Genomic DNA, 26,374 nt, shown 5'->3' on the forward strand with positions numbered 1-26,374 from the left:
GCAGCTAATTCGGGATTAAGAGCTAACCAAAAGAAAGAACTTCAGGCTATTATTCTCTGTGGAAAAAACGTACGTAAAACAAGGCGCAGTATCCGGCCTCGAGCGTATGGCTCCGAACCTTGCTCTAGCAGGCTGTGTCTTGTAGCTTTGAATCAGTGTTTAGCTACCATGATGGTTAACCCCTGATTCTTATGCGTACCAAGATGGCTCAGATCACCCGCGTGGCTGCGTATGGCCTCGTACACAACGATGACAAAATTCTACTGTGCCGGCTCTCCGATCAAATCCCTAAACATGCCGGCAAGTGGTCACTTCCGGGAGGGGGAATCGAGTTTGGAGAAGATCCGGCAAAAGCAATGATCCGAGAAGTTCACGAAGAAACGGGCCTAACTGTGCGGCCAATCAAACTAGCCGGGATAGACTCCCGCCACATTGATCGCAATGATCAAGCCCTGCACCTCATTCGAATCATCTACTTTGCACAAAACCTCGGTGGCGTACTCACTAACGAAGTCGATGGCAGCACAGATCTATGCAAATGGTGCTCGATCGAAGAAGCAAATGCTTTACCTTTAGTCGACCTGACTATAGCTGGACTAGGACTTGCTTTCCCAAAATCGGTGTAGCGTTGAAGATGTCCAGGTGTGAGGCATCTTTTGTAACTTGGTTTAGTCCGGCAGACTTTGGTCAAGCCGTAGTACTTCCAGCAGTAAAAGATGATATTTTTCATTGAACAAAAAAGACATTGGATCCCCTCGCAAAAGACTTAATCGAAATCATTTCGTGGACTGTAGCCATTGGCGCCGGCGTTATAGCTGCCTATCGGGCACTCCATGAGCTCAAACTAAATCGACAACAAAGGACGCTGGAACTAAAATGGAAGAAGGCGAAGCTTGCCAAAGAAATTGTCGCCGCGTACGAGGATAAAGATCAGTTCAACGCAGCACATCATCTTTTGGCCTGGAACGCGCGCGAATACCAACTGGAGGATGGTGAACGTGTGCGAATAGATTCAGATATGGTGATGCACGCCCTTAGAACAAAAAACCTAAAGTTTACTAAGACTGAAAAATATATCCGGGATTGCATGATTGTGTACTTCGAGTCGATCTCTCGGCTTGAACACTTCATCAGGCGCGACCTCGTCGATTTCGAGGATATAAAATTCAATTTTGCCTATGCCGTTGGGCGCATGGCGCGGCAAAGAAAAGTTGTAGCCTTATTTCTGTCGAATTACCATCAAGACAACATGGCATCAGGTTTTTTAGCCCGTTACGATGAATGGAAGAACACGCCGCCTAAAACATGAATGTGCCCGATGATGGGACAAATTTACTCCTCTATTTTAAAGACTTCTTCCTGGAATTCTCCGTTAGCGTAGTAGACGTGTTTTACAAGCTTCCCCTCTTCGAACACAAATTCTGCCTGCACGTTCTCATAATGCAAATAGAATAAGTGCTCCGCCTCTGGCAGTAATTCAGCGCTCCATACCACTTCTCCTTCTTTAATATCGCTGACCCTCAGGATTCTGCCTTCCCTTTTGATGTTCACAATGCGGTCAGACGCCTTAAAATTGCCCTCGTAAAGGCTCAAAGTCTGTACATCGAGCTCAATTTCTCCGAGGGGTTGATGATCATAACTCAGCACCCTCGATAGCTTCCATGTATCCCCTTCTTTCTTCCATACAAATGTGAACCTGGCCTGCCCTACCAGTTTTTCTGTACCATCATTTATTTGGAGATAGAAGACCTGTTGGCCGCTTTCAATTGCACCATAATTGTGAAGCGGATAAACTTCCATTGTGCCGGCTATCAACGCTCTTCTAAGCGGCTGTCTCCTGCGTTGCTCTCCACAAAAGATTTCCATATCTGCCATTTCTCTATCTCTGGGTGTAGTTAACCCCGCCTTGTCGTGATACCCCTCATAGTCCTCGGTCAGAAATGCTTCATACTTTGGCAAGTCGCATCCGTTGAGTGCTTCAAAAAACAAGCTGTCCATGCGGGCAATTTCCTGAAATAATGCCGGTGCCGTTTGTCCTAGCACGGGCGTTGTCATGAGGGTGCAGACAACCAGCCAGAATACATGTTTGTAGGTACGAATAATCATGAGGGATTCAAGAGAGGGTGAGGCGAGCACTACCAGTCCAATACGATCGTGTGGGTAGCAGGTACAATCCTAAGAAAAGCCGTCACGAACTACAAAGCAACGGAGAAATATATCTGGCACGAGATGCCATAGATAGTGCAGCTGAGCAAGTAGCATATTAACAAAACCCTGCCCCACTTAAACTGTATTTTGCAAAAACAGTATCTTGCAGCTCCTGCTTTTGCATAGTAACCAGCACGAGATATGAAATCCTCCAGACGAAACTTCCTGCAGCGGGCCGCACTTGGTGGGGCAGCCGGCATGTTCACCTTTATTCCCTCCGAAGTCGTTGCCGAAAGGCGCAAACGAAGCAGCGTTGCTGCCAGCGACCGGATTCGCTTTGGCGTAATCGGTTGTAACGGCATGGGCTGGACCAATATGCGCATCCTCTTGAACATCGACGAAGTTGAGTGTACTGCTTTATGTGATGTAGATCAAAGTGTACTGGATCGACGGGCAAAGAATGCTGAAGATGTACAGGGTAAAAAGCCGGCGTTGTACAAAGATTATCGCAAGCTGCTGGATGACGATAGTATCGATGCGGTTATCATAGCCACCCCCGATCACTGGCACTGCAAAATGATGGTGGATGCAGTTGAGGCTGGCAAGCACGTCTATGTGGAAAAGCCGCTGGCAAATTCCATTCAGGAATGCAATATCATGGTGGATGCAGTCGAGCGCACAGGCAAAATTGTGCAGGTTGGCCAGTGGCAACGCAGCGCGCGGCATTATAAGTCTGCCATGGACTATGTACACTCCGGCAAGCTGGGGCAAATTCGCCTTGTTAAGGTTTGGGCCTATCAGGGCTGGATGAAACCGATCCTTGTCAAACCAGACAGCAACCCACCGCCAGGCGTCGACTACGACCTGTGGCTGGGCCCTGCGCCCAAACGCGCCTTCAATCCGAATCGATTCCACTTTAACTACCGGTGGTTTTGGGATTATTCGGGAGGCATGCAAGTAGATTGGGGCGTTCACGAAATTGACATCGCATTACAAATCATGCAGGCAACAGCGCCTAAATCAATCACAGCTTCCGGCGGTAAGCTGGCTTACCCCGATGATGCCTCAGAGACGCCTGACACCCTGCAATCGGTTTTTGAGTATGACAATTTCAACTTGCTGTGGGAGCACGCAACAGGCATAGACGTTGGAAATTTCGGGACCACAGAAGGGATTGCGTTCATCGGAAATAACGGCACGCTGGCATTGAGCAGGCAAGGCTGGAAAGTCCTCCCAGAAAAAGAGTTTGTAGATGGCGTTGCCCGGTATAAAATGGAGTCACTGCCCAATCAGCCGGCCGGCGGATTCAGCGAGTATGTAGAGGCACACGCGCGTAATTTCATCGAGGCCATGCAAACCAATAACCCGGGTATTTTGGCAGCTGATGTTGTGGCCGGCAAAATTGCCGCATCAAATGGCCACATGGGCAACATTGCCTACAAAACAGGCCGCAAGGTGTATTGGGATGCTGCCAGGGGTAACTTTGGAGCGGACGCAGAAGCCAATGCGTTAATGAATACGCAGTATCACAATGGATGGACATTGCCTGGAAAGTAGAAAGAGGGGTGGCGGCTGTTTAGCAAGGGTGCGAACAGCCGCCAAACTTCCATTAACCGACCCTAAAGAAATGACCCGGGAAGAATTAGCTGGTTTAACAGACGAAGTATTACTTCAAGAACAAAAAAAGGTAAAAACAAGCAAAACATTTAATGCGTTTCTTATCGGCATCTTTATTGGCATTGCAGTCTACAGTGCGGTAAGGAATGGGCCAGGCTTTGCAACCGTTTTCCCATTGATATTTGTCTATTTTGCCTTCAGAAACGGAAAAAAGGCCCAGACTTTGGAGCAAGAAGTTCAGGCGCGCGATATAAAGTAAGGTCAACCATTTCCAAGCGGTGCAGCAACCGGTATACAGCTTCTCAGGTTGCCGAATGCACTTATTTACAACGCCTAAACGTACAGCACATGTCATTCTTCCAGAATCTTATCGAACATTATTTATTCCCGGATCCCAAGGGATTTAACCTGATTGCCACGCGGCTCAAACAAGGCCACTCCGCTTTGGAAATCAGGAATCAGTTGATGGAGGAAACAGGCGGCTCCAGACTTGCAACGGGAAAAATTGTCGAGCAGGTTGTAAAGGCCATCAAGATAGCTAAAATCAACATGGTGTCCGGTGCCTTGCTCTTTGCGTTTTGCCTATTTATGGTTCTGTTTGTTGCTATAGGGTTGGCGACCCTGTTTGGCCTGGTCGCGGGCGCAGCCCAATTTATAGCCGGGCGACGGGTATGGGGCTTGTATAAGCAGGCAAACGTGCAGTAGCAGTAAAAAAGCAGGCATACTGCTTCTTCAAAACCACACCAATTATGCATCAAACTGTTCTGCACCTGTCCGTCGTACCTTGTTGCCTCAATCATATACTACAGGGTTAGTTTACATGAACCGGCCGCAGTTAATTACCTTTTTCGCACCAATCTTACTGCTTAGTGCATGCCAACCCTCTCCTGCCCCTACGTTGGTTGAATACAACACAGCCATTGTGCTGGAGGCAGAACCCCGGCGATCAGCCAATGCTGAGGTAGCAGATATCGACGGGGACGGCAGCAACGAAATCCTGCTCGCGATAGGCCGGCACTGGCCCGGCCCCAACTTGCTCTTTCGCGGAGATGCATCCGGTGGGTTTACGACCGTGGATACCCTGTCCAACCCTCAGGATCGCACATATTCGCTCTCTGTTGCCGACATGGACGGCGACGGCGGCCTCGACATGGTGGTGTCTAACGACCGACCCGACCCTAACTATGTTTTACTGAATGATGGCACAGGCCAATTTACGGAACGCGTTGTGTTCGGCGATCCGTCGTGGCCAACCCGCAACAGCACGGTGGCAGACTTAAACCTGGACGGCAAGCCCGATGTAGTTGTCGCGAACCGAGACACTACTTCTACAGGCAACAATTTTGTCTGTTTGAATAACTCAGACGTTATGCTAGCATTGTCGTGTACGTCTATATCCTCGGGGCCGGCCACAACGATTTCGGTGGCAGACATCAATGGGGATGGAAACCCTGACCTGGTCGTCCCCTACCGTGACGTTGGACAAAGCCGTATCTATTTCGGTGACGGCACTGGTAGTTTCTCTGGCACCGTTGATTTTGGACCTGCAGATGCTTCCTTCAGATCAGCGATCGCATTGGACTTAAATACGGACAACTACCTCGATCTGGTTGCCATCGACGACCGGAAAAACTTGACGTTGGCATTTCTTCAAACATCCGACCTGCAATTTGAAGCCGGCCGGCAAATCGACCGGGGTGCCAACAGGCCCTATGCCCTCGACCAGGCGGATCTTAACGGCGACGGCCGGCAAGACCTTTTAGTGGGCTATCGCAATGCCCCGTCCACCGCGTTCTTCAATCTTGGAGACAGTTTACAGAACGTTTCGTTTGGTGATAGTTCAGGGACCACTTATGGATTCGGCGTTGGCGACATTGACAACGATGGTATTGTTGATATCGTGTCAGCGCGATCTGATGCTTCTGATGTGCTGTTTTTAGGGAGCCATTCCAACTAAACAGTCATGATCAGCCGGCCTCCGTCCGGTGCCACCATTCTTTGAATAGCGTACACCGCCCATCGGGTGAAAATGCTGCCAAAAGGATCCCATCCAGATCCACATGTATCCCCGAAGGCACGCGCTTGAACTCGGCCCGCCAATGTGCGATGCCCGTGTTATTGTCCCACGAGAGTATCGTGAAGCTAAAAGTGACCTCTTCCTGGGCATCCGATGCTCCTTCCTGCCAATACGAGCGGATGGCGTCGGAGCCGACCATCGGTTCATCGAACGGCGTTTCGTAGTAGCGCCCATCTGAAGCAAATAAGTTTACCACAGCATCAGCATCCCCTTTCTCCCACGCGTGTCCATAGCGGGTGAGCCAATCATCAAATGTTTGATGTCCGAGGGTATTTTCCATAACGCTACTAAATTAATAAGTGAAAACGAGGGTTTACTGCCAGACAAGCCGCTGTGTCTTACGACAACAAATAGCCCAAATGGATCAGCGTCATAACCAGGGTATTGTACACCCCATGACAGATAATGGATGCCCATAAATCACGCTTGAAATACAAAAACAAGCCCTGGTACACCATCCCAACCACAAGCGCATTGAATGCGCCGGCGGCACCCATTTGAAGATGGTAAGCGCCAAACAGTAAACATGCGATAACAAAGCTCAACACGGTTGTATACTGACCGGGAATCATCTTTTCCAGCCGGGTAAAAATGAATCCATGAAAGACAATTTCTTCATAAAACCCACCGATCAACCACCCCATAACAATCATAATGAGGAGTTGAATTTTGTTTTCGCGGATAATGTCGTAAAGGCCCAAATCTTCTTCTTCCAATTCAACAAAAAGCTCCAGCAGTGGAAATACGAGCCCTTGCATAATGCTCAAAATGGCTACCGCTGCGCCGCTTCCGATCAGGACTGCCTTTAGCGTTAAAGGCTTAAAACGAAAACCGATATCTGAGAATTTCTCTCCGTTTTGTTTAAGCACAAGCCAAACGACAAGAAGCAGCGGGATGGTATATCCAAAGTTGGGAATTAAACCCAGGTGCGGGAATACCACTATCGCTGCAATAGCAAGCAGGCTATATAAAATTTGAAGGGGCTTCATGGATTGTTCTGGGCCGGTACTGAGGTAGCGGCAAAATAGCTTTGGTGAACCATAACAAGCTGCGCCGGCACGACGCGCTTTGCATGATGGAGCAGTTACTTCACGCGCTTCTACGGGATATTTTGCGGAAATTTTCAGTATTCCCCCCAGCGGCTCGAATTTCAGGAAAAATTAGGCGTATTCCTACCTCTTCTTGTTGATTTCGCTCATCCGATTCCTTTGTTACTGAACCATTGCGCAAAGCGGCTATTATCGTGTCTGCCACTAGCCATGATGTCTGATGATCTACCGCGCGCTCGATCAAACCACACACCTCGAACCTTTAGATTCCAGCCATGTAGCGGCTACCTATAAACTTATCACAGCAAACCGCGAACACCTTGATCGCTGGCTACGGTGGTCATCAGCCATCCAAACCCGTGCTGATGTCAGCGGCTTTATCGAACAATTTCAAACCAGACTACAACAGGGCAACGGCTTTCTTTGCGGGATATGGTCTAGTGGCGCGCTCGCCGGCGCCGTCGTGTGCTGGTATATTCACCCCGAAAACAGCAATGCAGAGATCGGGTATTGGCTTGGAGAAGCATTCACAGGGCAAGGACTGGCAACGCGTGCTTCCGCAAAAACAATCGACTATTTATTCAACGAGGTGGGACTTCATCGCATAGAAATGCAATGTGGTGTCGAAAACACAAAAAGTCGCGCTGTTCCAGAGCGTCTGGGTTTCAAACTCGAAGGCATGCGAAGGGCATCACATTGGATTACCAATCGATTTGTAGACCATGCGATCTATGGGATGTTATCTTCTGAATGGAAAACGCACGCTTCCCTCCCACGTGAACAAAGAGACATCACCATGGACTATGCCCTAAGAATGGCAAATTCAGGCGATCATGACTGGCTTGAAGACCTGCGCAAACAGGCCTACCGGGACTTGTTTATTGCAACGTGGGGCGCATGGGATGAAGCCCGGCACAAGCGGCATTTTGCCGGCTTCTTGTCAAAAGGCAATTGCCTTATTATTCAAGCCGGACAGACAGATGTTGGGATGATCCAACGCATCGAATCTGCCGATCGATTGACCATTGAAGAGATCCAGGTTTTGCCCCAATACCAGCGCCAAGGATTGGGCACTGCAATTTTAAAAGACACCATTGCCAAGGCCCAGTCTTTGAGAAAAGATGTGTATCTCTCACTTGGACTCAAAAACACAAAAGCATACCGCCTTTACAATCGAATGGGATTCGAGGAATACAAAAGAACAGACACCCATTTTCACATGCGGATCTGTACAGCAGACGAAAGCGAAGACTCAGTCGCGGATGAAAAAGCAACTTGATCAAACGCGTTCCATTGTCAGAACATTACGGATGCATGCGAACTAATGCTTCCCAAAGACCTCCACAAATTCCTGGCGTTGCTTGCTGCTGCCTAACATGAGGAGCTCAGCACCTGCAACCAGCACAGTCGAAGCCGACATGTCTGTGCGGACCTCGCCGTTGTGTTGCATGGCGATCACGTTCAATCCGGTGCGTTCGCCGATGCGGGTCTCTACGAGTGGCTTGCCGTGAAGCGACCGGGGCAGCGCCATCGAAAACAGGTCGACACCCTCTCCCAGCATGATCAGCTCCTTGCCTTGCAAAATTGAGAACACCGCCTCCATACCAAGCGAGGCATAGCTCAACACAAGGTTAGCGCCGGCGCGGTGGATCGCCTCCAGGTTGCGCTCGTGTGAAATACGGCTGACCACCCGCAACTCCGGATTCAGGTTACGGCAGTAGGAGGCCAGATAAATGTTCATCGCGTCGTCATTGGTGGTAAGCAGCACCGACGGGGCCTCCATGATGCCCGCCTGTGTAAGCAATTCATAGTCTGCTGCATCTCCAGAAAAAACGGCCTGGCAGTTGCGGCCAGCGCGTTCGCACAGCGCCGGATCCTGCTCTACCATATGAACTGGAATGCCTTGTCGTTTGAGGGCCTCTGCAGCCGCCGTTCCAACGACCCCACCACCGATGATGACCACCGGGTTGTCGTTTACGTTATAGATCACGAGCATGTCGTCGAGCTCCTGGAGCTGCGCTGCTGTGCCGATCACAACCAGTACACTGGCATGGGAGAGTTCCATCTCAGGCCGGGCCGGCTTCATCCGGCCGTACTCCCAAACACCTACGATGCTGATACCGGTAAACTCACGCAGGCGCGTCTCCCGAACCGTGCGACCGGCCAACGGGGTTCGGTGCAATGGCAACTCAGCAATCATGAGGTCCCGATACTTGCCGATGATGTGTGCATGGGCATGCGATGCGGTGACCCGGCTGGCAAGCTGCTCACCCAGGAATTTCTTCAGACAGAGCACGTGGTTGGCCCCGCTGAGTTGCAATACATCGATCGACCCTTTTTTGCCGGCAGTTGCGACGATGGGCACCTCGGGTGCCACCTGCCGCACCGTAAGAATAATGTTGGTGTTAACGGTATCCTCTCTGTTAACAAACACCATGCGGGCTTTATCGAGTTGTAAAGCCTCATAGGTTTCTCTGTTGTCCACCTCCCCCATAATCACCGAAACCCCATCGAGGTACCGGTTTGAGGCAAGCATTGGATCAGGCTCAAGAACGAAGTATGGGATATCTGCCTGCTTCAGCCGTTCAATCAGGCCGGGGGTAATCATGTCGTAAGCGCAGAGGATGACATGCCCGGTTGTGCCGGCAGGAACGTGCTGTGGTGCACGCAACCGAATCTGCGCCTCCAGCCAGGGCGCATAAAAAAAGCGAATGAAAGCAAAGGGCAACACAATCAACAGCAACACGATGCCGGAAAGCAGCACTAACATGCTAAAAACACGCCCAAGGTCGCTCTGAAAAGTGATATCGCCAAAGCCCAGCGTACTCATCACGGTCAGCGTCCAGTACAGGCCAGTGAACCACGAATGATCCTGCCCTTCCACGTGTACCATAATCAGGTGGAATACTTCGGCAAAAACCACAACAACCACCAACACGAATGCTACATACTTCAGCAGAGCGCGTACATTACGCCGGACCTGGTTGTCGCTGAAGAAGTAGGAAAGCTGTGTACTGACAAACTTCATGGTATTTCGCTGGAATGCAGCGAATAAATCTACAGATGCCCGAAGTTAACAAATAAGGGCGCATCATGCTCCGCAACAGCTCAAGACGCCCCGTTTAGCCTTATTTCGCATCGTTTTCTTGCGTTGGGTGGAAGCGTCGCATAGCTTTTAGCCGCCTGACATGTCTGCAGCCGGCATTACATCGCAAATCAACGATCCTCGGAAGTATCACCTTTAAACAGACTCAAAATTATGCAACTCGGTGCTTTTTCCATCAGCCTTGCCGTCAAAGACCTTGAAGCTTCAGCGGCTTTTTATAAAAAGTTTGGCTTCGAACCTTTTGCTGGAGATGCCTCCCAAAACTGGCTGATCCTGCGCAATGGCGACCACGTCATCGGTCTGTTTCAGGGCATGTTCGAGAAAAACATCATGACTTTCAATCCAGGCTGGAACCAGCAGGCACAAAATCTCGACGCCTTCACTGATATCCGCGCGTTGCAACGCAACTTGAAGGCAGCGGGTGTACAGTTTGTGACGGAGGCAGACGAGACCACCACGGGACCAGCCAGTTTTACTGTTGTAGATCCTGATGGTAATCCGATCCTTGTGGACCAGCATGTTTAGTGGTGCTGATGGGTCGAGGTAAAAGTACGCGGGAATGCCTTGCGCTTCTCAGGGACCCGGATTACTTTCTGAGCATAAAACCACACTTAGCGGCCGGCTGTTATTCAATCCCAAAATCTGATGAAAAAAATGAACCTGGCTGCCCCGTATCTTCTTTTGTCCGTCGTTTTACTCGCAGGCTGCGCAGCGACAAAGTCGGCACCTGATGGTAACATGGCGTCAGCCGTGAAGTTGATGGTCCTTTACCCGCAGCCGACCGATGTGGAAAAATTCGAGCTTGACTACGTTGAGCATCTCAAGCTCCTTCATGAGAAAGCCAATATCGCGGAAGATGCGCCCCTTCCGTACACCGTAACCAGGTTTGCGCCAACGCCGGATGGCCCACCTCCTTACTATCAACTCTTTACAATGCATTATTCGTCAGCAGAAGCCCTCCAGCAAGCCAGAAGCAGCCTGGGTGAAGTGGCGGCTGATGCTGTTCGCATTTCTTCAGGGGGAGCTCCCATTGTTATGATTGGGAGTGACACCCCCTAGACTCCGGTACATGTCGTATCGGTGGCTCGCATTTATTAATTCAAGTATGACATGAACCGACGGGAGTTTGTACAGATGTGCCAGATGCTCGGGCTAAGTTTGCCCGTTGCTGGCGCTGTATCCGCATGCGGCGAAACGGACGCGCTGGCGCGGGAAGTTAACAATGTAATTATCGTTGGCGCCGGCGCAGCCGGCCTTACAGCCGGCTACCTCCTTCAACAACAAGGCATAGCGTTCCAAATTCTGGAAGCCTCCTCCGGATTCGGGGGCCGTATGAAGCGCACCACCACCTTTGCCAACTTCCCCATTCCGCTAGGCGCAGAATGGATTCACGTCAATGCCAACATTCTTGATGAAATTGTCAACGATGAGGCATTACAAGTTGATATTGCCACAACGCAGTACGACACGAGCGTGGATTACGCCTTGTATGAAGGAGAGCGGGTGTCAATGCCGGACATTGGCTTCAATGAAGACAGCAAGTTTATCAATGCCACCTGGTTTGATTTCTTCGAGCAATATATCTTCCCCGCTGTTGCACAGCAGGTCACCTATGATGCCGTGGTCGAGACGATAGATTACACAACCGAAACGGTTAGTGTCGCTACAGAAAACACGACCTATACGGCAGACCGGGTAATTGTCATGGCTCCCGTCAAACTGCTCCAAAACGGCGCGATCACCTTCACGCCGGCATTACCCGATGACAAACAGGAAGCCATCGATGCTGTACGCGTATGGGATGGATGCAAGGCATTCATTGCTTTTACCGAGAAGTTTTACCCTACAGCCATTGCTTTCGAAATAATCCCCGAGACGGCAGGCCAGAAACTCTACTATGACGCCGCTTACGGCCAGGACACCACCGAGCACGTACTGGGGTTGTTTGCTGTAGGTACCGGGACAAAACCCTATGTCGACTTAAACAACGACGAACTGATTGCCTACATGCTCAACGAATTGGACGAACTATTCGACGGCCAGGCTTCACCCAATTACATAAAACACATTTTTCAGAACTGGAACACTGATCCGTTTGCAAACGGGGCATATGTTGTTGATCATGAAAACTGGCGCACGGTACGTACGCTGGGCCAAAACGTCAATAACCGCCTGTACTTTGCCGGCACATCTTATACTGATGGGGAGGATTGGAGTAGCGTTCATACAGCCACACGATCCGCTGCCAGGGCCGTGCAAGAGATTTTGAGGAGCTGAGCCGGCTACACCCTGCTAACCCGCACCTGAATGCCCCGTATTTTGATAATAGGATGTAGCGGTAGCGGTAAATCCACGCTGGCAAAACAAATTGCATCAGCTTGTAGGCTCCCTTACATCAACACAGATGCCTTATACTGGAACAGCGACTGGTCCGTCGTTCCAACCGAAACGGTACTGGCGGCTATAGATTTCGAGGCAGAAAACTATGTGCTCGATGGGAATTTTGCTTCAAGCCGTGAACAGGTATGGCGCGCGGTAGACATTATTGTCTGGCTGGATTATGGCCTACCGCTTGTGCTCTACCGCCTTTTCTTTAGAAATATGCGCTGGTGGCTTTCAGATGCTTCTCCCTGGACGGGAAAACGGATGAGCTTTAGGCGAGCTTGCGCTGGGCTATGGCATGGCTTCCGGTCGCATGGTAAGAAGCGCACAGCTTACCCAGGGTATCTCATGGACTTTCCGGATAAAGAGATCCATCGGATATCCAGCAAAAAAGAACGCACACTACTCCTCAATGCGTTGAGTACCCGATTCGGATTTTGAGCCGGCCACCAGTTTGTGTTTCTTATGGCTTCGCTACAAGCACCGTTGTGTTTCCGAAAAGATATAGCATGACTACAGACCTTCAATACCAGTTTGGATTGACTGAATCGCTCAGGTCCCAAGCCGCCCTGCTGTACGACCAGGCGTTTGGTGCTAAATTCTCCGTGGCAATCAAAGACACCAATCAGCGGATTGCCCTGCTCTCGAAGGCCTTGCTACTCCCCTATGCAGTTACTGCCGTGGCCAGTGGAAAACTTGTTGGCCTGGCTGGTTTTCAGACGCCACAAGGCTCCTTAACAAAAGGCATTACGATTAAGATGTTATTCAAAGAATTGGGACTCATGCGAGGCCTCAGGGCAACCCTGATTTTCAGTCTATTCGAAAGGGAAGCACAGGCAACCGAGTTGCTCATGGATGGCATCGCAGTGGCGGCCGAGGCCCGGGGACATGGCATCGGCTCCACTTTACTCAACGAATTAAAAGCTTATGCAAAAGAGCACGGCTATCAGCAAATAAGGCTGGACGTAATCGATACCAATCCGCGGGCCAGGCAACTGTATGAACGCCATGGCTTTAAGGCAACCGAAATAGTGCATTTCAGATTCCTAAAGGGACTGCTAGGGTTTAGCGCTGCAACTACCATGATCTATAAAGTGGCATAGTCAACAAGCATTCAGCAAAATTTAAGTTGATGCCATACAGTTGTCATAGAGGAGCCGCTTCTTCGCATTGAATAACACAAAAGACTTGCCACTACAAACAGCAGTTGTCATGGCTAAAATTGACCATAAAAAAGAACTCAAAACTTACTACCGCGCTTCTGCAAAACAAGTGGTTGAAGTGGATGTCCCGGCAATGAACTTCTTGAGGGTAGAAGGCAAAGGTGAACCGGGCGCTCCACCCTATGTGGCAGCCGTTGAAGCATTGTATTCCGTTTCGTACACCATCAAGTTCATGGTAAAGAAGGCCGGCACGGACTACGGTGTACTGCCGCTGGAGGGCTTGTGGTGGGCGGATGACATGGCTGACTTTGTCAACGACAACAAAGCCAATTGGCGGTGGATCATGATGATTATGCAACCCCCGCTTGTAGACACCGACCTGGTCAAAGCTGCAATCGGACATGTAAAGGAGAAGAAGCAACTGGCTGCAATTGACAACCTGTCATTTGAATCTTTTAAAGAAGGCTTGTCGGCACAGATCCTACACGTGGGCCCGTTTGCCGAAGAAGGACCAACCATCGAAAGGGTTCACGCATTCATTCAAGACAGCGGCCGCAGCCTGAGCGGTAAGCACCACGAGATATACCTGTCAGATATCCGACGGGCAGCCCCGGAGAACTGGAAGACAATCATCAGGCAACCTATGCAATGAATTGCAGTGGGACGGGCAGCGTTGTTTTTTTATCCTCAGTTCCCGTCTTTCTACCTTGTACTTTTATCCTACTAACCAATCAAACACGCAATCCCCTCTCCTCTCAGCCACCTAAAATGGACCTCATCACACAAGGATTACTCGGCGCTACCGTAGCGCAGGCCGGCGCAAAGCGCGATGAACTGCAACTGGCCTCACTGGTTGGCTTTTGCGCGCCCCTCCTTGCGGATGCAGACACCCTCCTGCGTTCGGCTGAAGACCCGCTCTTGTTTCTTGAGAACCACCGACACTTTACCCCTGCCCTGGCCTTTATCCCCATAGGCGCACTCGTTGCCTCCCTGCTGCTCTGGCCTTTTTTAAAAAAGCGGCTGGCCTTTAAACGCATCTATTTCTACGCGCTTCTCGGATACGCCACCGCCGGGATACTTGATGCCTGCACCAGCTACGGCACCCACCTGTTGTGGCCTTTTAGCGACGTCCGCACCGCCTGGAGTATCATTTCCATCTTTGATCCGTTGTTCTCTTTGGGCTTGCTACTGGCCCTTGGCATTGGCCTTGTAAAACACAAACCGGGCGTAGCAAAAATTGGACTGGCCTTCGCCGGCGCTTATCTGTTGCTGGGTGTCATGCAGCAACACCGGGCGGCATCACTCGCACGCGCTGAAGCTGCGGAAACAGGACACACTGTTGAGCGGCTGATTGTTAAGCCCACAATGGGTAATCTGGTCCTGTGGCGTTCGGTCTATCAATCAGAGGGCATGTATTATGTGGATGCTGTGCGCGTTGGGCTGCCGAACCAAAGCCGGGTTTTCAAAGGGGATATGGTGGACGTATTTGATGTCAGCCGTGACCTGCCTCGGCTGTCAGCGCAGACCACGCTCTATGACGACATCCAGCGGTTTGCTGTTTTCTCTGACGGCTTCCTTGCGTGGCACCCCGATCAACCCAATGTTTTGGGTGATGTACGCTACGCCATGTTACCAACCAGTACCCGTCCGCTTTGGGGCATCACGTTGAACCTTGATGCGCCAAATGAACACGTCTCGTTTGATACCTATCGCTCGTTGTCTGCCGGGGAACGGAAAGCCTTTCTTGCCATGCTTTTCGAATGAAGCACAACATTCGATGTCGTTCAGCAGCGCTGCGATGCGTTAACGTAAGATATAGTGTCGTACCTCCGCAACGAGGGCATGACATGCCGCAAGTATTCGTGTGGTTCTTACGCCCAAAGGCCCCCAGAAGCATGAAAAAGAACTGGCCTATCACGCTTTTCATCATGGCTACATGCTTGGGATGTTACCCAACGCTAGAGTCCGTTCCCGAAACACCACAACGCGCAGCAAGCCCACGCATAGATGAAAATAAGTGCCGAAGCAGCAGCTTTGTGATGGGATTTGTGCCATTTCCCGCTACACATAAGCCCTCTGAACAACATGCCATGCCCGATTCAGCAGATGTTTTTCTAATAATCAGCAGGTATTCTTATTCGGATATTGGTGACGAAGCTCGTGCAAAGGTGATCACGTTTGGGGGGGAACGGTTTAATTGTCATACAAGGTTTAATCCCAATAAACTACCGAAAGACGAATGGCCAGAGATCACGTGCAGGCAATCTGATGTAGTATATTCAGATGCCGACCTTGCATCGATTAAGCATGCAATGCGAAGTCAATACTATGAAGGCTGGCCCAAATCGTTTTATCCAGAAACGATGTTTACCCTGGGGACAATAAAAACAATTGCATACCGGGAAGAAAAATTTCAAGGGCTTGATTACAAGTCTGCCCAGGACAATTGCATTCCTGACTGGATGAAAGTTATTGATAAACTCATAGACTGATGTTTAGACCAGCAATACACCGTCTATCTGTTTCACAAGGATAAGAAACACGCATAACGATACATGGTACCCCGTCTTACCTGCTCAATAGCCTGGTTGGCACCTAGAACACCTATCATTCCTGCACCAATATGCTCACGCGTACTTCATTCTTTGTTTACCTGATCGTTGTCCTAACCCCATACTTGATAAACAATGCCCATGCCCAGTCCGCTACAGACAGAGAGGCAGTGGAGCAGGCCGTGCTTGATTATGTAGAAGGGTTTTACCTGGTTCAGCCCGAGCGCATAGCACAGAGCGTTTCCAGACAGCTTGCCAAGGTGGGATATGTGCAGTCGGAAGATGGCTACCGGGAAGTACCCCGTACCTATGAACAATTGTACCGGGGAAGCCAGCGGTACAATGCCGATGGCCACGTCGACCCGGAAACTGCGCCCAAGGTGATTGAGATTCTGGATTTACTCGACCAAATAGCAGTCGTCAAATTGAGCGCGGCATGGGGCATCGACTACCTCAATTTGGCCAAACAGGATGGCCGGTGGAAAGTCATCAACGTACTCTGGCAAACTTATCCCGATGATCCTTTGACGCAACCCTACCCCGATTCGCTATGCAGCAATTGTAAAGGTTGGAATGCGCCACAGCAACCGTTTCTCATCCACAAAAACAGCTACTATGTTGGCACGCGAGGGCTCAGCGCCATTCTTATTACTTCACCAGATGGGCACATCCTGATTGACGGTGCCCTGCCAGACTCAGCGCCCTTGATCCTCGACAGCATTCGCTCCCTTGGTTTTGAGCCGCGTGAGATTAAATTGATTCTCAATTCCCATGCGCACTACGACCACGCCGGCGGCATTGCTGCTATCCAGCAAGCAACTGGTGCACGCGTGGCAGCGAGCCCCAAAAGCGCATCCGTACTGGAAAGTGGCAGCGCCGGACCCGATGATCCACAATACAGGGTGCATCTCGACTTCCCGGCGGTACCCCGGGTCAAGCGCTTCACACCGGGTGACACGTTGTATGTTGGCGGGCTTGGCATCAGGTCACATGCAACAGCCGGCCATACACCCGGGGGCACCAGTTGGTCGTGGCAATCCTGTGATGATACGCGGTGCGTTGATGTGGTCTACGGCGATAGCCAGACCCCGGTGTCTGCTGAGGGTTTTCGGTTTACCGACTCAGAGGCCTACCCAACAGCTATTAGCGACTTCAAACATGGGCACAGCATCCTTGAGCAATTACCCTGCGACATCCTGATCACCACACACCCCGGCGCATCTGCCTTATGGGACCGGTTGACAAAAGGGCCCGAAGGCCTCATCGACACGCAAGCGTGTAAACAGTATGCCACCAACGCAAGGGCACGCCTTGCAAAACGGATTCAGCAGGAAGCGGAAGCTGCCGGCGGCCAGTAAACACGCACCAATATTAAAGGGATGCACCAGTATGGGTTGGTACATCCCTTTTGTCATTCTTATTCCAGACTTTTGCTGAAAATGACTTTGTCGTCTCCCGCTTCCCAATACCCGGGAATCGTGGCGACCAGGTCGTAGCCACACCTGATGTAGAATGCGCGTGTTCGAGCAAAACTGTCCAGACTCGATGTCTCTACCAACAACAAACGTTCGCCGGCGAGTGCTTGCTCGGTATGCCGCATCAGCGCGGCACCCAACTTCCGCCCCTGATGTGCAGGATGTACGCCAATGGCTAGCAGATTCCAGGTCCCAACGGTTAAGGGCTCAGGTCGACAATACGCAAATCCGACAACACCACCCTCACCGTCTTCACAGACAAACCACTTTTCGGGTTGCTCCGCGTCGTCGAAGAAAGGCGCAATCATTTCATCCAGTATTTCCGGGGGAAACAAGGCCGTCTCATCAAGAATACGTGAGATAGCAGGAAGGTCGGACCGTTTTGGAATTCGAATAGTCACTATGATTAACCTCACAGGTTGCTAATTTCAAAAGACACTACTATCCAGTGCGAATGACTGCTGTCTTCGCCTGGTACAAGCAACGGATGCGGGCCGTGGCCCTACTGCGCGGTCATAAAAACTGTATAAGAAAAGCTATTGGAATTGGTGAAAGTTTGCTACAGAACATGCATGCGATAGTTTCTCCAAAAACATCTTCAGGCAGCTATGTATCATCCCGGTTTGCAAAGGATGTATATTGCTGCCCTCCGCCGGCTGACCATACAACACGCCGCCTTCGGCACTAACCCGGAATCAATGCAAATTCAACACACCTGTACAGCGGTTGCGGTACTTTTTATATCGCTATTTCCTTTGCATGCAGTGAGCCATGCCCAGGATGCGCAGCGCTCGTTTTCCCATACCATCCAACTCGCCATGGTACAGGTACCTGGTGGCACATTCAGTATGGGCAACACAGGAGCAGCCAACGGAGAACGCGCGGAAACGCCGGTGCAGGATGTAAACGTTGCCCCTTTTGCCCTGGGTATCTTTGAAGTAACGCAGGCTCAGTTTGAAGCCATAATGGGTTACAATCCGAGCTACAACCGCGCACAGAATAAACCGGTAGAACAAATCTCCTGGTATGATGCAGTACGGTTTTGCAATCGGCTGTCACGTCTTGACGGGTTTGAGCCGGCCTATCAAATAGATCCGGTTACAGGCTACACACGCATTGCGGACACCGACGGGTACCGATTGCCAACAGAGGCAGAGTGGGAATATGCCGCCCGTGCCGGGACAACAACAGATACTTTTGCCGGCAATTTAACTGTGCAGGAAGGCCAGGATGAAGTGCTGGATGAAATTGCGTGGTATTACACGGGTCACTCGGAAGGGTACACACGGGCAGTCGGAGGCAAATCGCCCAGTCCATTGGGACTTTACGACATGCTGGGCAATGTATGGGAATGGACTGACAGCTGGTTTGCAAATTATGACGACAAAACAGCTCCCAGGCAATTAAAAACACTCAGGGGTGGCGCCATGGACGCCTGGCCCTTTGCCAACCGCAGCAGTTATCGGTACCGGCTGCATCCGAGCTATACAAGCTACAACATAGGCTTCCGCATCGCTCGATCCTTACAGGATTAGTACACTGAATACGACGCATCAACCTTTGTTTTTATGACTGACAATTTCCAAGTGTTGTGACAGATTTTATAGATCTCGTGTATTACCTGGTGGTCTCCCTGTTACTGACGCATGAATTAGATGCGGTACACAAGCATGAGTGGCGCCTGCTTTTCTATCTCCGCAACCTGGAGGAGTCGGCAGCAAGGCAAGCCTTCATTTTGCTCCATATTCCCTTACTCGTATTATTACTATGGTTGAGCACACACAGCCAGGAAACCGTTCGATTTGCAACAGTAGTTGGCATTGATGTATTCGCGATAATTCATGCCGGACTCCATGCGCGCCTCTCCGGCCATCCTGCCTACGCCTTTCATCCAACATACTCGAAGCTGCTGATTTATGGCGCAGCAGTTTTTTCGGCGATTCATATGGCGCTGTTAACTTTTACGCTTTACTCTTAAGAAGACTATGGCAATTAAGCGAATCTGGCACGGGTGGACAACACTCGAAAATGCCGACGCGTATAGCACGGTACTGCATGACGTCGTCATTCCAGGCATCGTAGCGAAGCAGATTCCGGGCTATGCCGGCATCGAGGTACTCCGGCAAGATCATGAAACAGAAACCGAGTTCATCACGATCCTAACATTTCAATCATTACAAAATGTGATTGACTTTCAGGGTGAAGACTATACACGTGCCTACATTCCAGAAGAAGCACAACGTGTGCTGAAACGATGGGATCAACATGCATCACACTACCAGGTTGTATCAACCAATCTTTAGATGACCAAGAAAGCGCTCCTTTTACCATTTCATCCAACTATTCTTACGTGTGTTCTGATCTTTGCACTGCCTGCAATAGCCAGTGCAGCAGGGTACTCGCAGCAAGACCAAACTTTCACCGGCGCCATTCCCCATACCAAGACCTTCCCGGGAATCTTCCCTGCACCCTATCCCTATGCAAACGCTGAAGATGTAGGTCTGGACACAGAGACCTTACAAGCTCTCAGCGACACTACACTAAAATGGATATCAGAAGACCAAATTGTTGGTGCTGAGCTGCTTGTCATCAAAGATGGGCATATCATCCTCCATGAAGCAATGGGCTGGAGTGATCGAGAAGCAAACATTCCGCTGTCACGGAATACCATTTATCGGTTGCGTTCGATGACCAAGCCGTTTACGGGCGCTGCAGCACTCCTGCTAATTCAAGACGGCCAGCTCTCTTTAATATCAAAAGCCGCTGCATTTTTGCCTGCCTGGAAAAATAAAAAGTCAGCACAAATAACTATTAAACAGTTACTCACACACACCAGCGGATTTGAGCAAGGGGGGACACCAAAGCCGGCATCTCAATACCCTGATCTCGCTTCTGTTACACGCGAGAGTGGGCGCCTGGGACCTCAGCATACACCCGGCGATAAGTTTATTTACAGCGATATCAACTCTTTTGCATTGGGATCGATCGTTGCAAAACGCGCTGGCAAATCGCTGGAAGCATACATCCAGCAGCACTTGCTTGACCCTCTTCAGCTTCAAGACACTTACATAGGCTATACAAAAGGAGCGGCCTGGGCATCGCGGGTGAATCCAACATACGAGAAAAACGAAGATGGAGAATGGGTGCAATATTGGACGCCTGAAGAAGCACAGGTTTTCCCTTATTTCAGGGCTTCTGGAGGCATCCTTTCAACAGCATTTGATTATGCCCGCTGGCTAGATATCTGGGCTAACAACACGGTATTGCTACCTGCTACAAATTTAGCTGAAGGACGATTGTTATCGGAAGATCTGGTGAGGGAAGCACTCAAATCACACGGTCGTGATGCCTACGCGGATTACGGGTTTCATTGGGAAATATACCAGACGCATCCCCTTATATTTGGTCATGCAGGATCAGATGGCACATTGGCTGTGGCAATCCCCTCAGAGCAAATCCTGTTGCTCTACTTCACCCAATCGAGAAGGAACGGTACAACCCAAAAATGGCTTAGACTGGCACAAAAGGCAATGGGGATAGACTAACCTTCAACTGGGCATAGCAGTGCAAAACAAAACGGCATGTGACGGGGCCGGCAGTAACTTTGTAGCAATTGCCTTGCACTGATCCACTGTGTCCTGTAGTTTTAAGGGGCATGTGGCCCGCCCCCAATTCCGGTATATACGCTTATCAAAACCGTCGACTCATGAAACCAGTTCACATTATACGTCGCATTGACGCACCGCTCGACGAGGTCTTCCAAACTGTTTCAGACGTGCGTAATTTCAGTGAGGCTGTACCTCATATCGCAAAGGTGGAATTCCTGACGGAGCAGAAAGTCGGTAAAGGCACCCGGTTCCTTGAAACGCGCTCGATGAATGGCCGCGAGCAAACCATTGAACTTGAGGTTGCAGATTTCATAGAGAATGATCGTGTACGCATGATCTCAGACGTGGGTGGCACTGTTTGGGACACGATGTTTACCGTTTCAAGTGATGCAGGCAAAGTTATGCTTGAAATGAAAATGGATATCAAACCACACAAGCTGCTCGCCAAACTAATGACCCCACTCATCCGCGGGATGGTGGTTAAAGGCGTAGTGGCAGACATGGATGCAGTCAAAGCTTATTGTGAATCCAAACACGCACATGCAGGATAATTATTTTGTACGCAATTGCGCATGCATGCTTGTGGTCATCTTTTTGATCACGTCGTGCACAACGGTATCACCGCCTTCTGCACCTGCAGGGTCATTCCAGGCGCAAAAAGGCAACCTTCCCTGGCCGGCGCAAGGCGATATTATTGAGCCGTATGGTACGGTGGTCAATCCAACTTACGGTACCGAAGCCATTAACCCGGGCATCCTTATTTCTACAGTGAGCACTACTGTGGTGAGCGCGGTGCATGGCGGTAAAGTGGAGTCCATTTACGTCATGCCAGAGTACGGCAATCTGATCACCATCAGCCACGGTGAATATACCACGGTGTACGGCAACCTGTCGGAAATGTATGTAAACGAAGGTGTGACGGTTGAAGCCGGCCAGTACATCGCAAGCGCAGGATCACAACTTGAGCCCAAAGGCGAAGCGATCTTCTTTGCTATTTTTCAGCAAGGCCAGGAAATGGATCCTGCTTTGTGGTTGCGAAAACAGTAATCGATATCCGGGACCCTTTGCTATTGACCTGGGGCGCTTAGCAAATCGCCATGGACACATTCAATGCTACATTGGAAATCATTGTCGGGAATCCCTTTGTTTTCCTACCGCCGGCAACGCTCGCGCATATTTTCCAGCAAGCAGATCGCAACAAGGGCCCCATCCCGGTTTGTGGCACCATTAATGGCAAACCCTACCAGCAGACACTCGTAAAATACAGTGATGCCTGGCGGCTCTATATCAACATGAAAATGCTCCCGCGGTCGCCAAAACGTATCGGTGAAGTTATCGCCGTAACCATTGCGTTCGACCCAAGCGACAGAACCATCAAACCACATCCCAAACTCGTTAAAGCCCTTTCAAAAAATGACGCAGCCTATCGTGTATTTGAACAGATGGCGCCATCGAGGCAAAAAGAAATCGTACGGTATATCGGTCAATTAAAATCAGAAGAAAGCGTAGACCGAAACGTTACAAGGGCCATTAACTTTCTGCTGGGAAAAGAGCGATTTGTTGGGCGGGACAAGCCCTGAACGTTTTTGTGCGTTGCTCCTCAAAATACCCGCACAAATTTCTCACGTAACACTCGAGCAGCGCATTGCACAGATGATTTCACTTACCTTCAAAGCAATGGACGAATCTGGCATACCAGTCCTTGATCGCTGGTTTGACCACTCTACGCTATTTAGTCGGCTTGAACCCCCAACGCTGCAATGGCTAACCTATGTCCGGTCGACACCTGGCGTTTTTGCATGGATGGTGTACGACGATTCTGAAACCATAGGCCACGTCCAGGTTGATACAGAAATCAACGGATTGGGCAGCGTGGCGCTCGTTGTAAACCCGGCAGTGCAGAACAAGGGATATGGCCGCGCAATCCTGGGCGCCCTGTTTGAGCGGCCCGAACTGGTAACGATAAAAGGCCTTGAAGGCTATGTCGAACAAGACAACCTTCCTGCGCAGCAGTGTTGCCTCGCAGCGGGCTTTCGTGCAACAGCACATGTACCAGACAAGGATGGGTTTCTGCGGTATGTCAAACTGCAGCATTTACCGATTGAATCTCCTGCCTAACTGCCTCGTATTGTTAGCGATCTTATCGAATTAAGCCTGAGTCCAATGCATATTCTTGGGATTGTTGCCGAGCTTTTTGTCTCTGGCCTTGGTGCCATATCTGGCTTATTCACACAGCATAGTTTCAAATTACTGTTGATTGTATTGCTACTCGGCGTAGCCGGCCTGCTCTATGTTGCCTTTATGGGCAGCTAACAAATTGCGGCTATAAAAAAAGCGCCCCGCTCGCTGATGGTTAACATCATTGAGCGGGGCGCTTTCGCTAAGAGCGGATCGGTCTCTTCCTACACGAATCTTACTTCATCAATACCATCTGCTTCACTGATTCAAAAGATCCTGCTCGTAGTCTGTAGATGTACACACCACTTGCAACAGAAGCGCCGTTATCTGCACGTGCGTTCCATGTTGATTCGTAGCGGCCGGCGGCCATGCTGCCGTTAACCAGCGTTGCTACGCGGCGTCCCATCATATCGTACACTTCCAACCGCACGTCGCTTGCCTCTGGGAGGTCAAATGCGATTGTGGTAGTTGGATTGAACGGGTTCGGGTAGTTGGCTTTCAGGTCATAGACTTCTGGAAGTTCTACAACTTCAGCCGTGGCGTCCAGCATGTCCATGCCACGCTCCTGACCTGCCACTGCAGGACCAGCCTGCGGGCTTTCAGCAGGACCCTGACCCGTTGGTACAAAGGCATTGTCTGTGGTCAACAGTATTTTATCGATACTGAGTCCATCTGAACGCATCCAAACGTGTACGGTATGGACGCCAGCTGTACCGACGTTAACCGACTGGACATCGCCTTTGGTATTCAGGTTAATCCAGGTCCAGGCTCCGAACGTAGTCGTCTCCATTTTACTGGCTGAGATTGTATCATCCAGCCCCAGGTGAACCGTGCTTCCCTGCACGTTCGGCGCAAATACGCGCGCCCAAACGAGGTAGGAGCCGGTATTGGTAAAGTCTACATCAAAGATCAATTCAGGGCTGCTCGTTGACGCGCTGCTCTTCTTGATCGTGACATTGTTGTCAGGATCAGAAAGCATGGCGCCAGCGCCGCTGAAGTCAGCATTGGCTGTAGACTCAACCCACACGTGGTCACCGCGAGCGATGTTCTGGTGGAAGTTTTCAGCTTCCATCACAACCTGGCCGGCGCTCTCTGTGAATGCACCCGAGCCACCACCAACGGTAACCGTTACATCTTGAGATGCCGTACCCGTCAGGCCACCATCATCCGTTACTGTCAGTTCAACCGTATAGGTACCAGCTGCAGCGTAAACGTGCGTTGGGTTCTGGTCGGTTGACGTGTTGCCGTCACCAAGATCCCAGCTCCAGCTGGCGATGGTGCCATCGCTATCGGTACTGGCATCGGTGAAGTCGACACTCAGGTCGGTTGCGGCAAACGTGAAGGCTGCTGTTGGCGCGACGTTGCCGCCGGCTTCCGTAACCGTCACATCCTGTGAAGTCGTGCCCGTCAGGCCGCCATCATCCGTCACCGTCAGTTCAACCGTATAGGTACCGGCTGCAGCATAAACGTGCGTTGGGTTCTGATCGGTTGACGCGTTGCCGTCACCAAGATCCCAGCTCCAGCTGGCAATCGTGCCGTCGTCCGTACTGGCGTCGGTAAAGTCAACGCTCAGGTCGGTAGCTTCGAAGGTGAAGGCTGCAACAGGTGTCTGGTTGCCACCACTTTCAACACCCTGGCCAGCGAGATCAACACGCTGTGTCAGGTTGCTTCCTGTGTGGTCGATAACCAGCTCAGCTGCGCGCAGACCGTCGTCGATTGTGCCACCACCATCAAGTTCAATTACTTCGATAGCAGCAATCGTAGATGGCCGGCTGTTAACCAGTGGCATGCTGATGTTGATGTCTGCATCTCCAGCTGTAAGCGTGGTGCTGCGCATGATACCTGTATCACACACGCTACCACTTTCAACGAAGATGTCGAAGTCATCGAGAACTACCGTGCCTTCAACAACGACGTCGAAGATACGGCCGCCAACTGAACAGCGTGAGTTCTCAGAGAAGTACATCCGTACCTCGTAGTCATTGCCCGCCGTTACAGGGAAGGTCCATTCCATATCCGGTACAGCCTTGGCTGCATCACGGCGTACAGACTGGAAGATTTCCACTGGCGTGCCGGCTGGTACAGAAGCGTCCAGCGTGATTGCGTCTGTATGCGTTTCAACCAGCGTGTTGGCATCATTCACAAAGGCAGACGGTGTTGTTTCCGAATCCTCTGTAAAGGCACCTACAACTGCGCCACCAGCGTTGATCTGGTAGATCGTCACATCTTCGAGTGGCGGAGGTGGAGGCAGATTAGAGGTCGGCGAGAAGGTAACATTCACCGTTGACGTAGCACCGGCTGGTACGGTAATCGTGCTTGTGAAGTCGTGTCCGAATTCACTTGCATCTGTACCTTCCAGCGTTACGCTGGTCACGTCTACATCTACCGGACCGCTGTTGGTCAACGTAACCGGTACAGGATTCGACGTGGTGCCAAACTGTACCTGGCCGAAGTCAACATCCAGCGGTGAAGCTGTGAGTGTTGAGGTGCCGGTACCAGCTACTGTTACATCCTGGCTGATTGAATCGGTAGCACCCTGATCGTCAGTGACTGTCAGCGTAACGGTGTACGTACCATCTGCTGCGTACTGGTTGTCAGGATTTTCTCCTGTAGAGGAGTTGCCATCTCCGAAGTCCCAGTCACGGCTGGCAATGGTGCCATCGCTATCCGTACTGGTATCAGTGAAGCTGGCAAGCAATCCATCTGTGGAGAAGGTAAAGCCTGCAACAGGCGCCTGGTTGCCACCAGCATCAACGCCTTCACCCGTCAGATCAACGGTCTGTGAGGCGTTGGTACCGTCGTGGTCAAATACCAGCTGTGCTGTTTTTGGACCTGTACCCGTGCTGCCGTCGAGTTCAATAATCTCGATCGCAGCGATGGTTGAAGGCCGGTTGTTTACCAGCGGCATAGAGATTGTCAACGTGGCATCTCCTGCGGTCAGCGTAGTGCTGTGCATGATACCCGTGTCACAAACATTGCCGGCTGCGGCATAGATGTCAAAATCATCGAGAACAACAAC

At 50.7% G+C, this 26,374-nt stretch carries 31 protein-coding genes; 25 read left to right on the forward strand and 6 right to left on the reverse strand.

Annotated features, from left to right (window positions below; all coding sequences use genetic code 11):
- Window positions 1-191: 191 nt before the first annotated feature.
- Window positions 192-626 (forward strand): NUDIX hydrolase, encoded by a 435-nt coding sequence (locus tag AAF564_13440; protein ID MEM8486549.1) that lies wholly within the window; start codon window positions 192-194, stop codon window positions 624-626.
- A 119-nt stretch (window positions 627-745) separates the two neighbouring features.
- Window positions 746-1,309: a hypothetical protein gene (locus AAF564_13445; GenBank protein MEM8486550.1), complete on the forward strand. Its 564-nt coding sequence runs from the start codon at window positions 746-748 to the stop codon at window positions 1,307-1,309.
- Between the two features lie 23 nt (window positions 1,310-1,332).
- On the opposite strand, the gene AAF564_13450 is transcribed toward AAF564_13445, so the two are convergent.
- Entirely contained in the window at window positions 1,333-2,106 is a 774-nt protein-coding gene (locus AAF564_13450) for a nuclear transport factor 2 family protein (protein MEM8486551.1), read from the reverse strand.
- Between the two features lie 243 nt (window positions 2,107-2,349).
- On the opposite strand from AAF564_13450, the gene AAF564_13455 reads away from it, so the two are divergent.
- The 4 genes from AAF564_13455 to AAF564_13470 all read left to right on the forward strand — a co-directional run bounded on the left by AAF564_13455 (window position 2,350) and on the right by AAF564_13470 (window position 5,722).
- The gene (locus AAF564_13455) at window positions 2,350-3,705 is read left to right on the forward strand and encodes a Gfo/Idh/MocA family oxidoreductase (GenBank protein ID MEM8486552.1); all 1,356 of its coding nucleotides are present in this window, start codon (window positions 2,350-2,352) and stop codon (window positions 3,703-3,705) included.
- Between the two features lie 70 nt (window positions 3,706-3,775).
- The gene (locus AAF564_13460) at window positions 3,776-4,024 is read left to right on the forward strand and encodes a hypothetical protein (GenBank protein MEM8486553.1); all 249 of its coding nucleotides are present in this window, start codon (window positions 3,776-3,778) and stop codon (window positions 4,022-4,024) included.
- Between the two features lie 89 nt (window positions 4,025-4,113).
- A complete protein-coding gene (locus tag AAF564_13465) occupies window positions 4,114-4,470 on the forward strand; it encodes a hypothetical protein (GenBank protein ID MEM8486554.1) in 357 nt (118 codons plus the stop codon).
- Between the two features lie 193 nt (window positions 4,471-4,663).
- Window positions 4,664-5,722, forward strand: coding sequence for a VCBS repeat-containing protein (locus AAF564_13470; GenBank protein MEM8486555.1), 1,059 nt, complete (start codon window positions 4,664-4,666; stop codon window positions 5,720-5,722).
- Between the two features lie 10 nt (window positions 5,723-5,732).
- Here AAF564_13470 and AAF564_13475 read toward each other — a convergent pair whose 3' ends face one another.
- Together AAF564_13475 and AAF564_13480 are read right to left on the reverse strand one after the other, a co-directional pair.
- A complete protein-coding gene (locus AAF564_13475) occupies window positions 5,733-6,122 on the reverse strand; it encodes a nuclear transport factor 2 family protein (protein ID MEM8486556.1) in 390 nt (129 codons plus the stop codon).
- A gap of 58 nt (window positions 6,123-6,180) precedes the next feature.
- Window positions 6,181-6,831 carry a type II CAAX endopeptidase family protein gene (locus AAF564_13480; protein ID MEM8486557.1) on the reverse strand — a complete coding sequence of 217 codons (651 nt, stop codon included), beginning with the start codon at window positions 6,829-6,831 and terminating at the stop codon, window positions 6,181-6,183.
- 280 nt (window positions 6,832-7,111) lie between these two features.
- On the opposite strand from AAF564_13480, the gene AAF564_13485 reads away from it, so the two are divergent.
- On the forward strand, window positions 7,112-8,170 hold the full coding sequence (locus tag AAF564_13485; protein MEM8486558.1) for a GNAT family N-acetyltransferase: 1,059 nt from the start codon (window positions 7,112-7,114) through the stop codon (window positions 8,168-8,170).
- Window positions 8,171-8,212: 42 nt separating this feature from the next.
- Here AAF564_13485 and AAF564_13490 read toward each other — a convergent pair whose 3' ends face one another.
- Window positions 8,213-9,919 (reverse strand): FAD-dependent oxidoreductase, encoded by a 1,707-nt coding sequence (locus tag AAF564_13490; GenBank protein ID MEM8486559.1) that lies wholly within the window; start codon window positions 9,917-9,919, stop codon window positions 8,213-8,215.
- A gap of 231 nt (window positions 9,920-10,150) precedes the next feature.
- Here AAF564_13490 and AAF564_13495 point away from each other — a divergent pair, with 231 nt between their 5' ends.
- From AAF564_13495 to bla, 9 genes are all read left to right on the forward strand, one after another.
- Window positions 10,151-10,522 (forward strand): VOC family protein, encoded by a 372-nt coding sequence (locus AAF564_13495; protein ID MEM8486560.1) that lies wholly within the window; start codon window positions 10,151-10,153, stop codon window positions 10,520-10,522.
- Window positions 10,523-10,642: 120 nt separating this feature from the next.
- Window positions 10,643-11,056, forward strand: a complete 414-nt coding sequence (locus AAF564_13500; GenBank protein MEM8486561.1) for an EthD family reductase — start codon at window positions 10,643-10,645, stop codon at window positions 11,054-11,056.
- Window positions 11,057-11,107: 51 nt separating this feature from the next.
- Window positions 11,108-12,274, forward strand: a complete 1,167-nt coding sequence (locus tag AAF564_13505) for an NAD(P)/FAD-dependent oxidoreductase (GenBank protein MEM8486562.1) — start codon at window positions 11,108-11,110, stop codon at window positions 12,272-12,274.
- A 30-nt stretch (window positions 12,275-12,304) separates the two neighbouring features.
- A complete protein-coding gene (locus AAF564_13510) occupies window positions 12,305-12,820 on the forward strand; it encodes an adenylate kinase (protein MEM8486563.1) in 516 nt (171 codons plus the stop codon).
- A 68-nt stretch (window positions 12,821-12,888) separates the two neighbouring features.
- The gene (locus AAF564_13515; protein ID MEM8486564.1) at window positions 12,889-13,482 is read left to right on the forward strand and encodes a GNAT family N-acetyltransferase; all 594 of its coding nucleotides are present in this window, start codon (window positions 12,889-12,891) and stop codon (window positions 13,480-13,482) included.
- Between the two features lie 109 nt (window positions 13,483-13,591).
- Entirely contained in the window at window positions 13,592-14,194 is a 603-nt protein-coding gene (locus AAF564_13520) for a GyrI-like domain-containing protein (GenBank protein ID MEM8486565.1), read from the forward strand.
- Between the two features lie 116 nt (window positions 14,195-14,310).
- A complete protein-coding gene (locus tag AAF564_13525; protein ID MEM8486566.1) occupies window positions 14,311-15,306 on the forward strand; it encodes a metal-dependent hydrolase in 996 nt (331 codons plus the stop codon).
- Between the two features lie 131 nt (window positions 15,307-15,437).
- Window positions 15,438-16,034: a hypothetical protein gene (locus tag AAF564_13530; protein MEM8486567.1), complete on the forward strand. Its 597-nt coding sequence runs from the start codon at window positions 15,438-15,440 to the stop codon at window positions 16,032-16,034.
- Between the two features lie 131 nt (window positions 16,035-16,165).
- Window positions 16,166-17,452, forward strand: a complete 1,287-nt coding sequence (gene bla / locus AAF564_13535; GenBank protein ID MEM8486568.1) for a subclass B3 metallo-beta-lactamase — start codon at window positions 16,166-16,168, stop codon at window positions 17,450-17,452.
- 59 nt (window positions 17,453-17,511) lie between these two features.
- Here bla and AAF564_13540 read toward each other — a convergent pair whose 3' ends face one another.
- Window positions 17,512-17,970 (reverse strand): GNAT family N-acetyltransferase, encoded by a 459-nt coding sequence (locus tag AAF564_13540; GenBank protein ID MEM8486569.1) that lies wholly within the window; start codon window positions 17,968-17,970, stop codon window positions 17,512-17,514.
- Between the two features lie 231 nt (window positions 17,971-18,201).
- Between AAF564_13540 and AAF564_13545 the strand changes: the two genes are divergently transcribed.
- The 9 genes from AAF564_13545 to AAF564_13585 all read left to right on the forward strand — a co-directional run bounded on the left by AAF564_13545 (window position 18,202) and on the right by AAF564_13585 (window position 23,490).
- Entirely contained in the window at window positions 18,202-19,104 is a 903-nt protein-coding gene (locus tag AAF564_13545; GenBank protein MEM8486570.1) for a formylglycine-generating enzyme family protein, read from the forward strand.
- Between the two features lie 56 nt (window positions 19,105-19,160).
- Window positions 19,161-19,547: a DUF6713 family protein gene (locus tag AAF564_13550; protein ID MEM8486571.1), complete on the forward strand. Its 387-nt coding sequence runs from the start codon at window positions 19,161-19,163 to the stop codon at window positions 19,545-19,547.
- 7 nt (window positions 19,548-19,554) lie between these two features.
- Window positions 19,555-19,872 (forward strand): antibiotic biosynthesis monooxygenase, encoded by a 318-nt coding sequence (locus AAF564_13555; protein ID MEM8486572.1) that lies wholly within the window; start codon window positions 19,555-19,557, stop codon window positions 19,870-19,872.
- Window positions 19,873-21,114: a serine hydrolase domain-containing protein gene (locus AAF564_13560; GenBank protein MEM8486573.1), complete on the forward strand. Its 1,242-nt coding sequence runs from the start codon at window positions 19,873-19,875 to the stop codon at window positions 21,112-21,114.
- Between the two features lie 161 nt (window positions 21,115-21,275).
- Window positions 21,276-21,728: an SRPBCC family protein gene (locus tag AAF564_13565; protein ID MEM8486574.1), complete on the forward strand. Its 453-nt coding sequence runs from the start codon at window positions 21,276-21,278 to the stop codon at window positions 21,726-21,728.
- Window positions 21,718-22,224, forward strand: a complete 507-nt coding sequence (locus AAF564_13570) for a peptidoglycan DD-metalloendopeptidase family protein (GenBank protein MEM8486575.1) — start codon at window positions 21,718-21,720, stop codon at window positions 22,222-22,224. Before AAF564_13565 ends, AAF564_13570 begins: the two co-directional genes overlap by 11 nt.
- Window positions 22,225-22,274: 50 nt before the next feature.
- Entirely contained in the window at window positions 22,275-22,757 is a 483-nt protein-coding gene (locus tag AAF564_13575) for a YdeI/OmpD-associated family protein (protein MEM8486576.1), read from the forward strand.
- Between the two features lie 73 nt (window positions 22,758-22,830).
- Window positions 22,831-23,295 carry a GNAT family N-acetyltransferase gene (locus AAF564_13580; GenBank protein MEM8486577.1) on the forward strand — a complete coding sequence of 155 codons (465 nt, stop codon included), beginning with the start codon at window positions 22,831-22,833 and terminating at the stop codon, window positions 23,293-23,295.
- A gap of 45 nt (window positions 23,296-23,340) precedes the next feature.
- Window positions 23,341-23,490, forward strand: a complete 150-nt coding sequence (locus tag AAF564_13585) for a hypothetical protein (protein MEM8486578.1) — start codon at window positions 23,341-23,343, stop codon at window positions 23,488-23,490.
- A gap of 100 nt (window positions 23,491-23,590) precedes the next feature.
- Here AAF564_13585 and AAF564_13590 read toward each other — a convergent pair.
- Window positions 23,591-26,374: PKD domain-containing protein (locus tag AAF564_13590; protein MEM8486579.1), on the reverse strand; the 2,784-nt coding region annotated here is incomplete at its 5' end.

The sequence above is a fragment of the Bacteroidota bacterium genome (genome assembly GCA_039111535.1).
Classification (GTDB): domain Bacteria; phylum Bacteroidota; class Rhodothermia; order Rhodothermales; family JAHQVL01; genus JBCCIM01.

Coding starts and splice junctions, on each gene's coding strand:
- AAF564_13580 (MEM8486577.1), top strand. CDS start 22,831: ATGATTTCACTTACCTTCAAAGCAATGGACGAATCTGGCATACCAGTC.
- AAF564_13575 (MEM8486576.1), top strand. CDS start 22,275: ATGGACACATTCAATGCTACATTGGAAATCATTGTCGGGAATCCCTTT.
- AAF564_13440 (MEM8486549.1), top strand. CDS start 192: ATGCGTACCAAGATGGCTCAGATCACCCGCGTGGCTGCGTATGGCCTC.
- AAF564_13560 (MEM8486573.1), top strand. CDS start 19,873: ATGACCAAGAAAGCGCTCCTTTTACCATTTCATCCAACTATTCTTACG.
- AAF564_13570 (MEM8486575.1), top strand. CDS start 21,718: ATGCAGGATAATTATTTTGTACGCAATTGCGCATGCATGCTTGTGGTC.
- AAF564_13525 (MEM8486566.1), top strand. CDS start 14,311: ATGGACCTCATCACACAAGGATTACTCGGCGCTACCGTAGCGCAGGCC.
- AAF564_13500 (MEM8486561.1), top strand. CDS start 10,643: ATGAAAAAAATGAACCTGGCTGCCCCGTATCTTCTTTTGTCCGTCGTT.
- AAF564_13455 (MEM8486552.1), top strand. CDS start 2,350: ATGAAATCCTCCAGACGAAACTTCCTGCAGCGGGCCGCACTTGGTGGG.
- AAF564_13490 (MEM8486559.1), bottom strand. CDS start 9,919: ATGAAGTTTGTCAGTACACAGCTTTCCTACTTCTTCAGCGACAACCAG.
- AAF564_13515 (MEM8486564.1), top strand. CDS start 12,889: ATGACTACAGACCTTCAATACCAGTTTGGATTGACTGAATCGCTCAGG.
- bla (MEM8486568.1), top strand. CDS start 16,166: ATGCTCACGCGTACTTCATTCTTTGTTTACCTGATCGTTGTCCTAACC.
- AAF564_13495 (MEM8486560.1), top strand. CDS start 10,151: ATGCAACTCGGTGCTTTTTCCATCAGCCTTGCCGTCAAAGACCTTGAA.
- AAF564_13465 (MEM8486554.1), top strand. CDS start 4,114: ATGTCATTCTTCCAGAATCTTATCGAACATTATTTATTCCCGGATCCC.
- AAF564_13450 (MEM8486551.1), bottom strand. CDS start 2,106: ATGATTATTCGTACCTACAAACATGTATTCTGGCTGGTTGTCTGCACC.
- AAF564_13505 (MEM8486562.1), top strand. CDS start 11,108: ATGAACCGACGGGAGTTTGTACAGATGTGCCAGATGCTCGGGCTAAGT.
- AAF564_13460 (MEM8486553.1), top strand. CDS start 3,776: ATGACCCGGGAAGAATTAGCTGGTTTAACAGACGAAGTATTACTTCAA.
- AAF564_13565 (MEM8486574.1), top strand. CDS start 21,276: ATGAAACCAGTTCACATTATACGTCGCATTGACGCACCGCTCGACGAG.
- AAF564_13520 (MEM8486565.1), top strand. CDS start 13,592: ATGGCTAAAATTGACCATAAAAAAGAACTCAAAACTTACTACCGCGCT.
- AAF564_13545 (MEM8486570.1), top strand. CDS start 18,202: ATGTATATTGCTGCCCTCCGCCGGCTGACCATACAACACGCCGCCTTC.
- AAF564_13485 (MEM8486558.1), top strand. CDS start 7,112: ATGATCTACCGCGCGCTCGATCAAACCACACACCTCGAACCTTTAGAT.
- AAF564_13480 (MEM8486557.1), bottom strand. CDS start 6,831: ATGAAGCCCCTTCAAATTTTATATAGCCTGCTTGCTATTGCAGCGATA.
- AAF564_13530 (MEM8486567.1), top strand. CDS start 15,438: ATGAAAAAGAACTGGCCTATCACGCTTTTCATCATGGCTACATGCTTG.
- AAF564_13475 (MEM8486556.1), bottom strand. CDS start 6,122: ATGGAAAATACCCTCGGACATCAAACATTTGATGATTGGCTCACCCGC.
- AAF564_13555 (MEM8486572.1), top strand. CDS start 19,555: ATGGCAATTAAGCGAATCTGGCACGGGTGGACAACACTCGAAAATGCC.
- AAF564_13585 (MEM8486578.1), top strand. CDS start 23,341: ATGCATATTCTTGGGATTGTTGCCGAGCTTTTTGTCTCTGGCCTTGGT.
- AAF564_13510 (MEM8486563.1), top strand. CDS start 12,305: ATGCCCCGTATTTTGATAATAGGATGTAGCGGTAGCGGTAAATCCACG.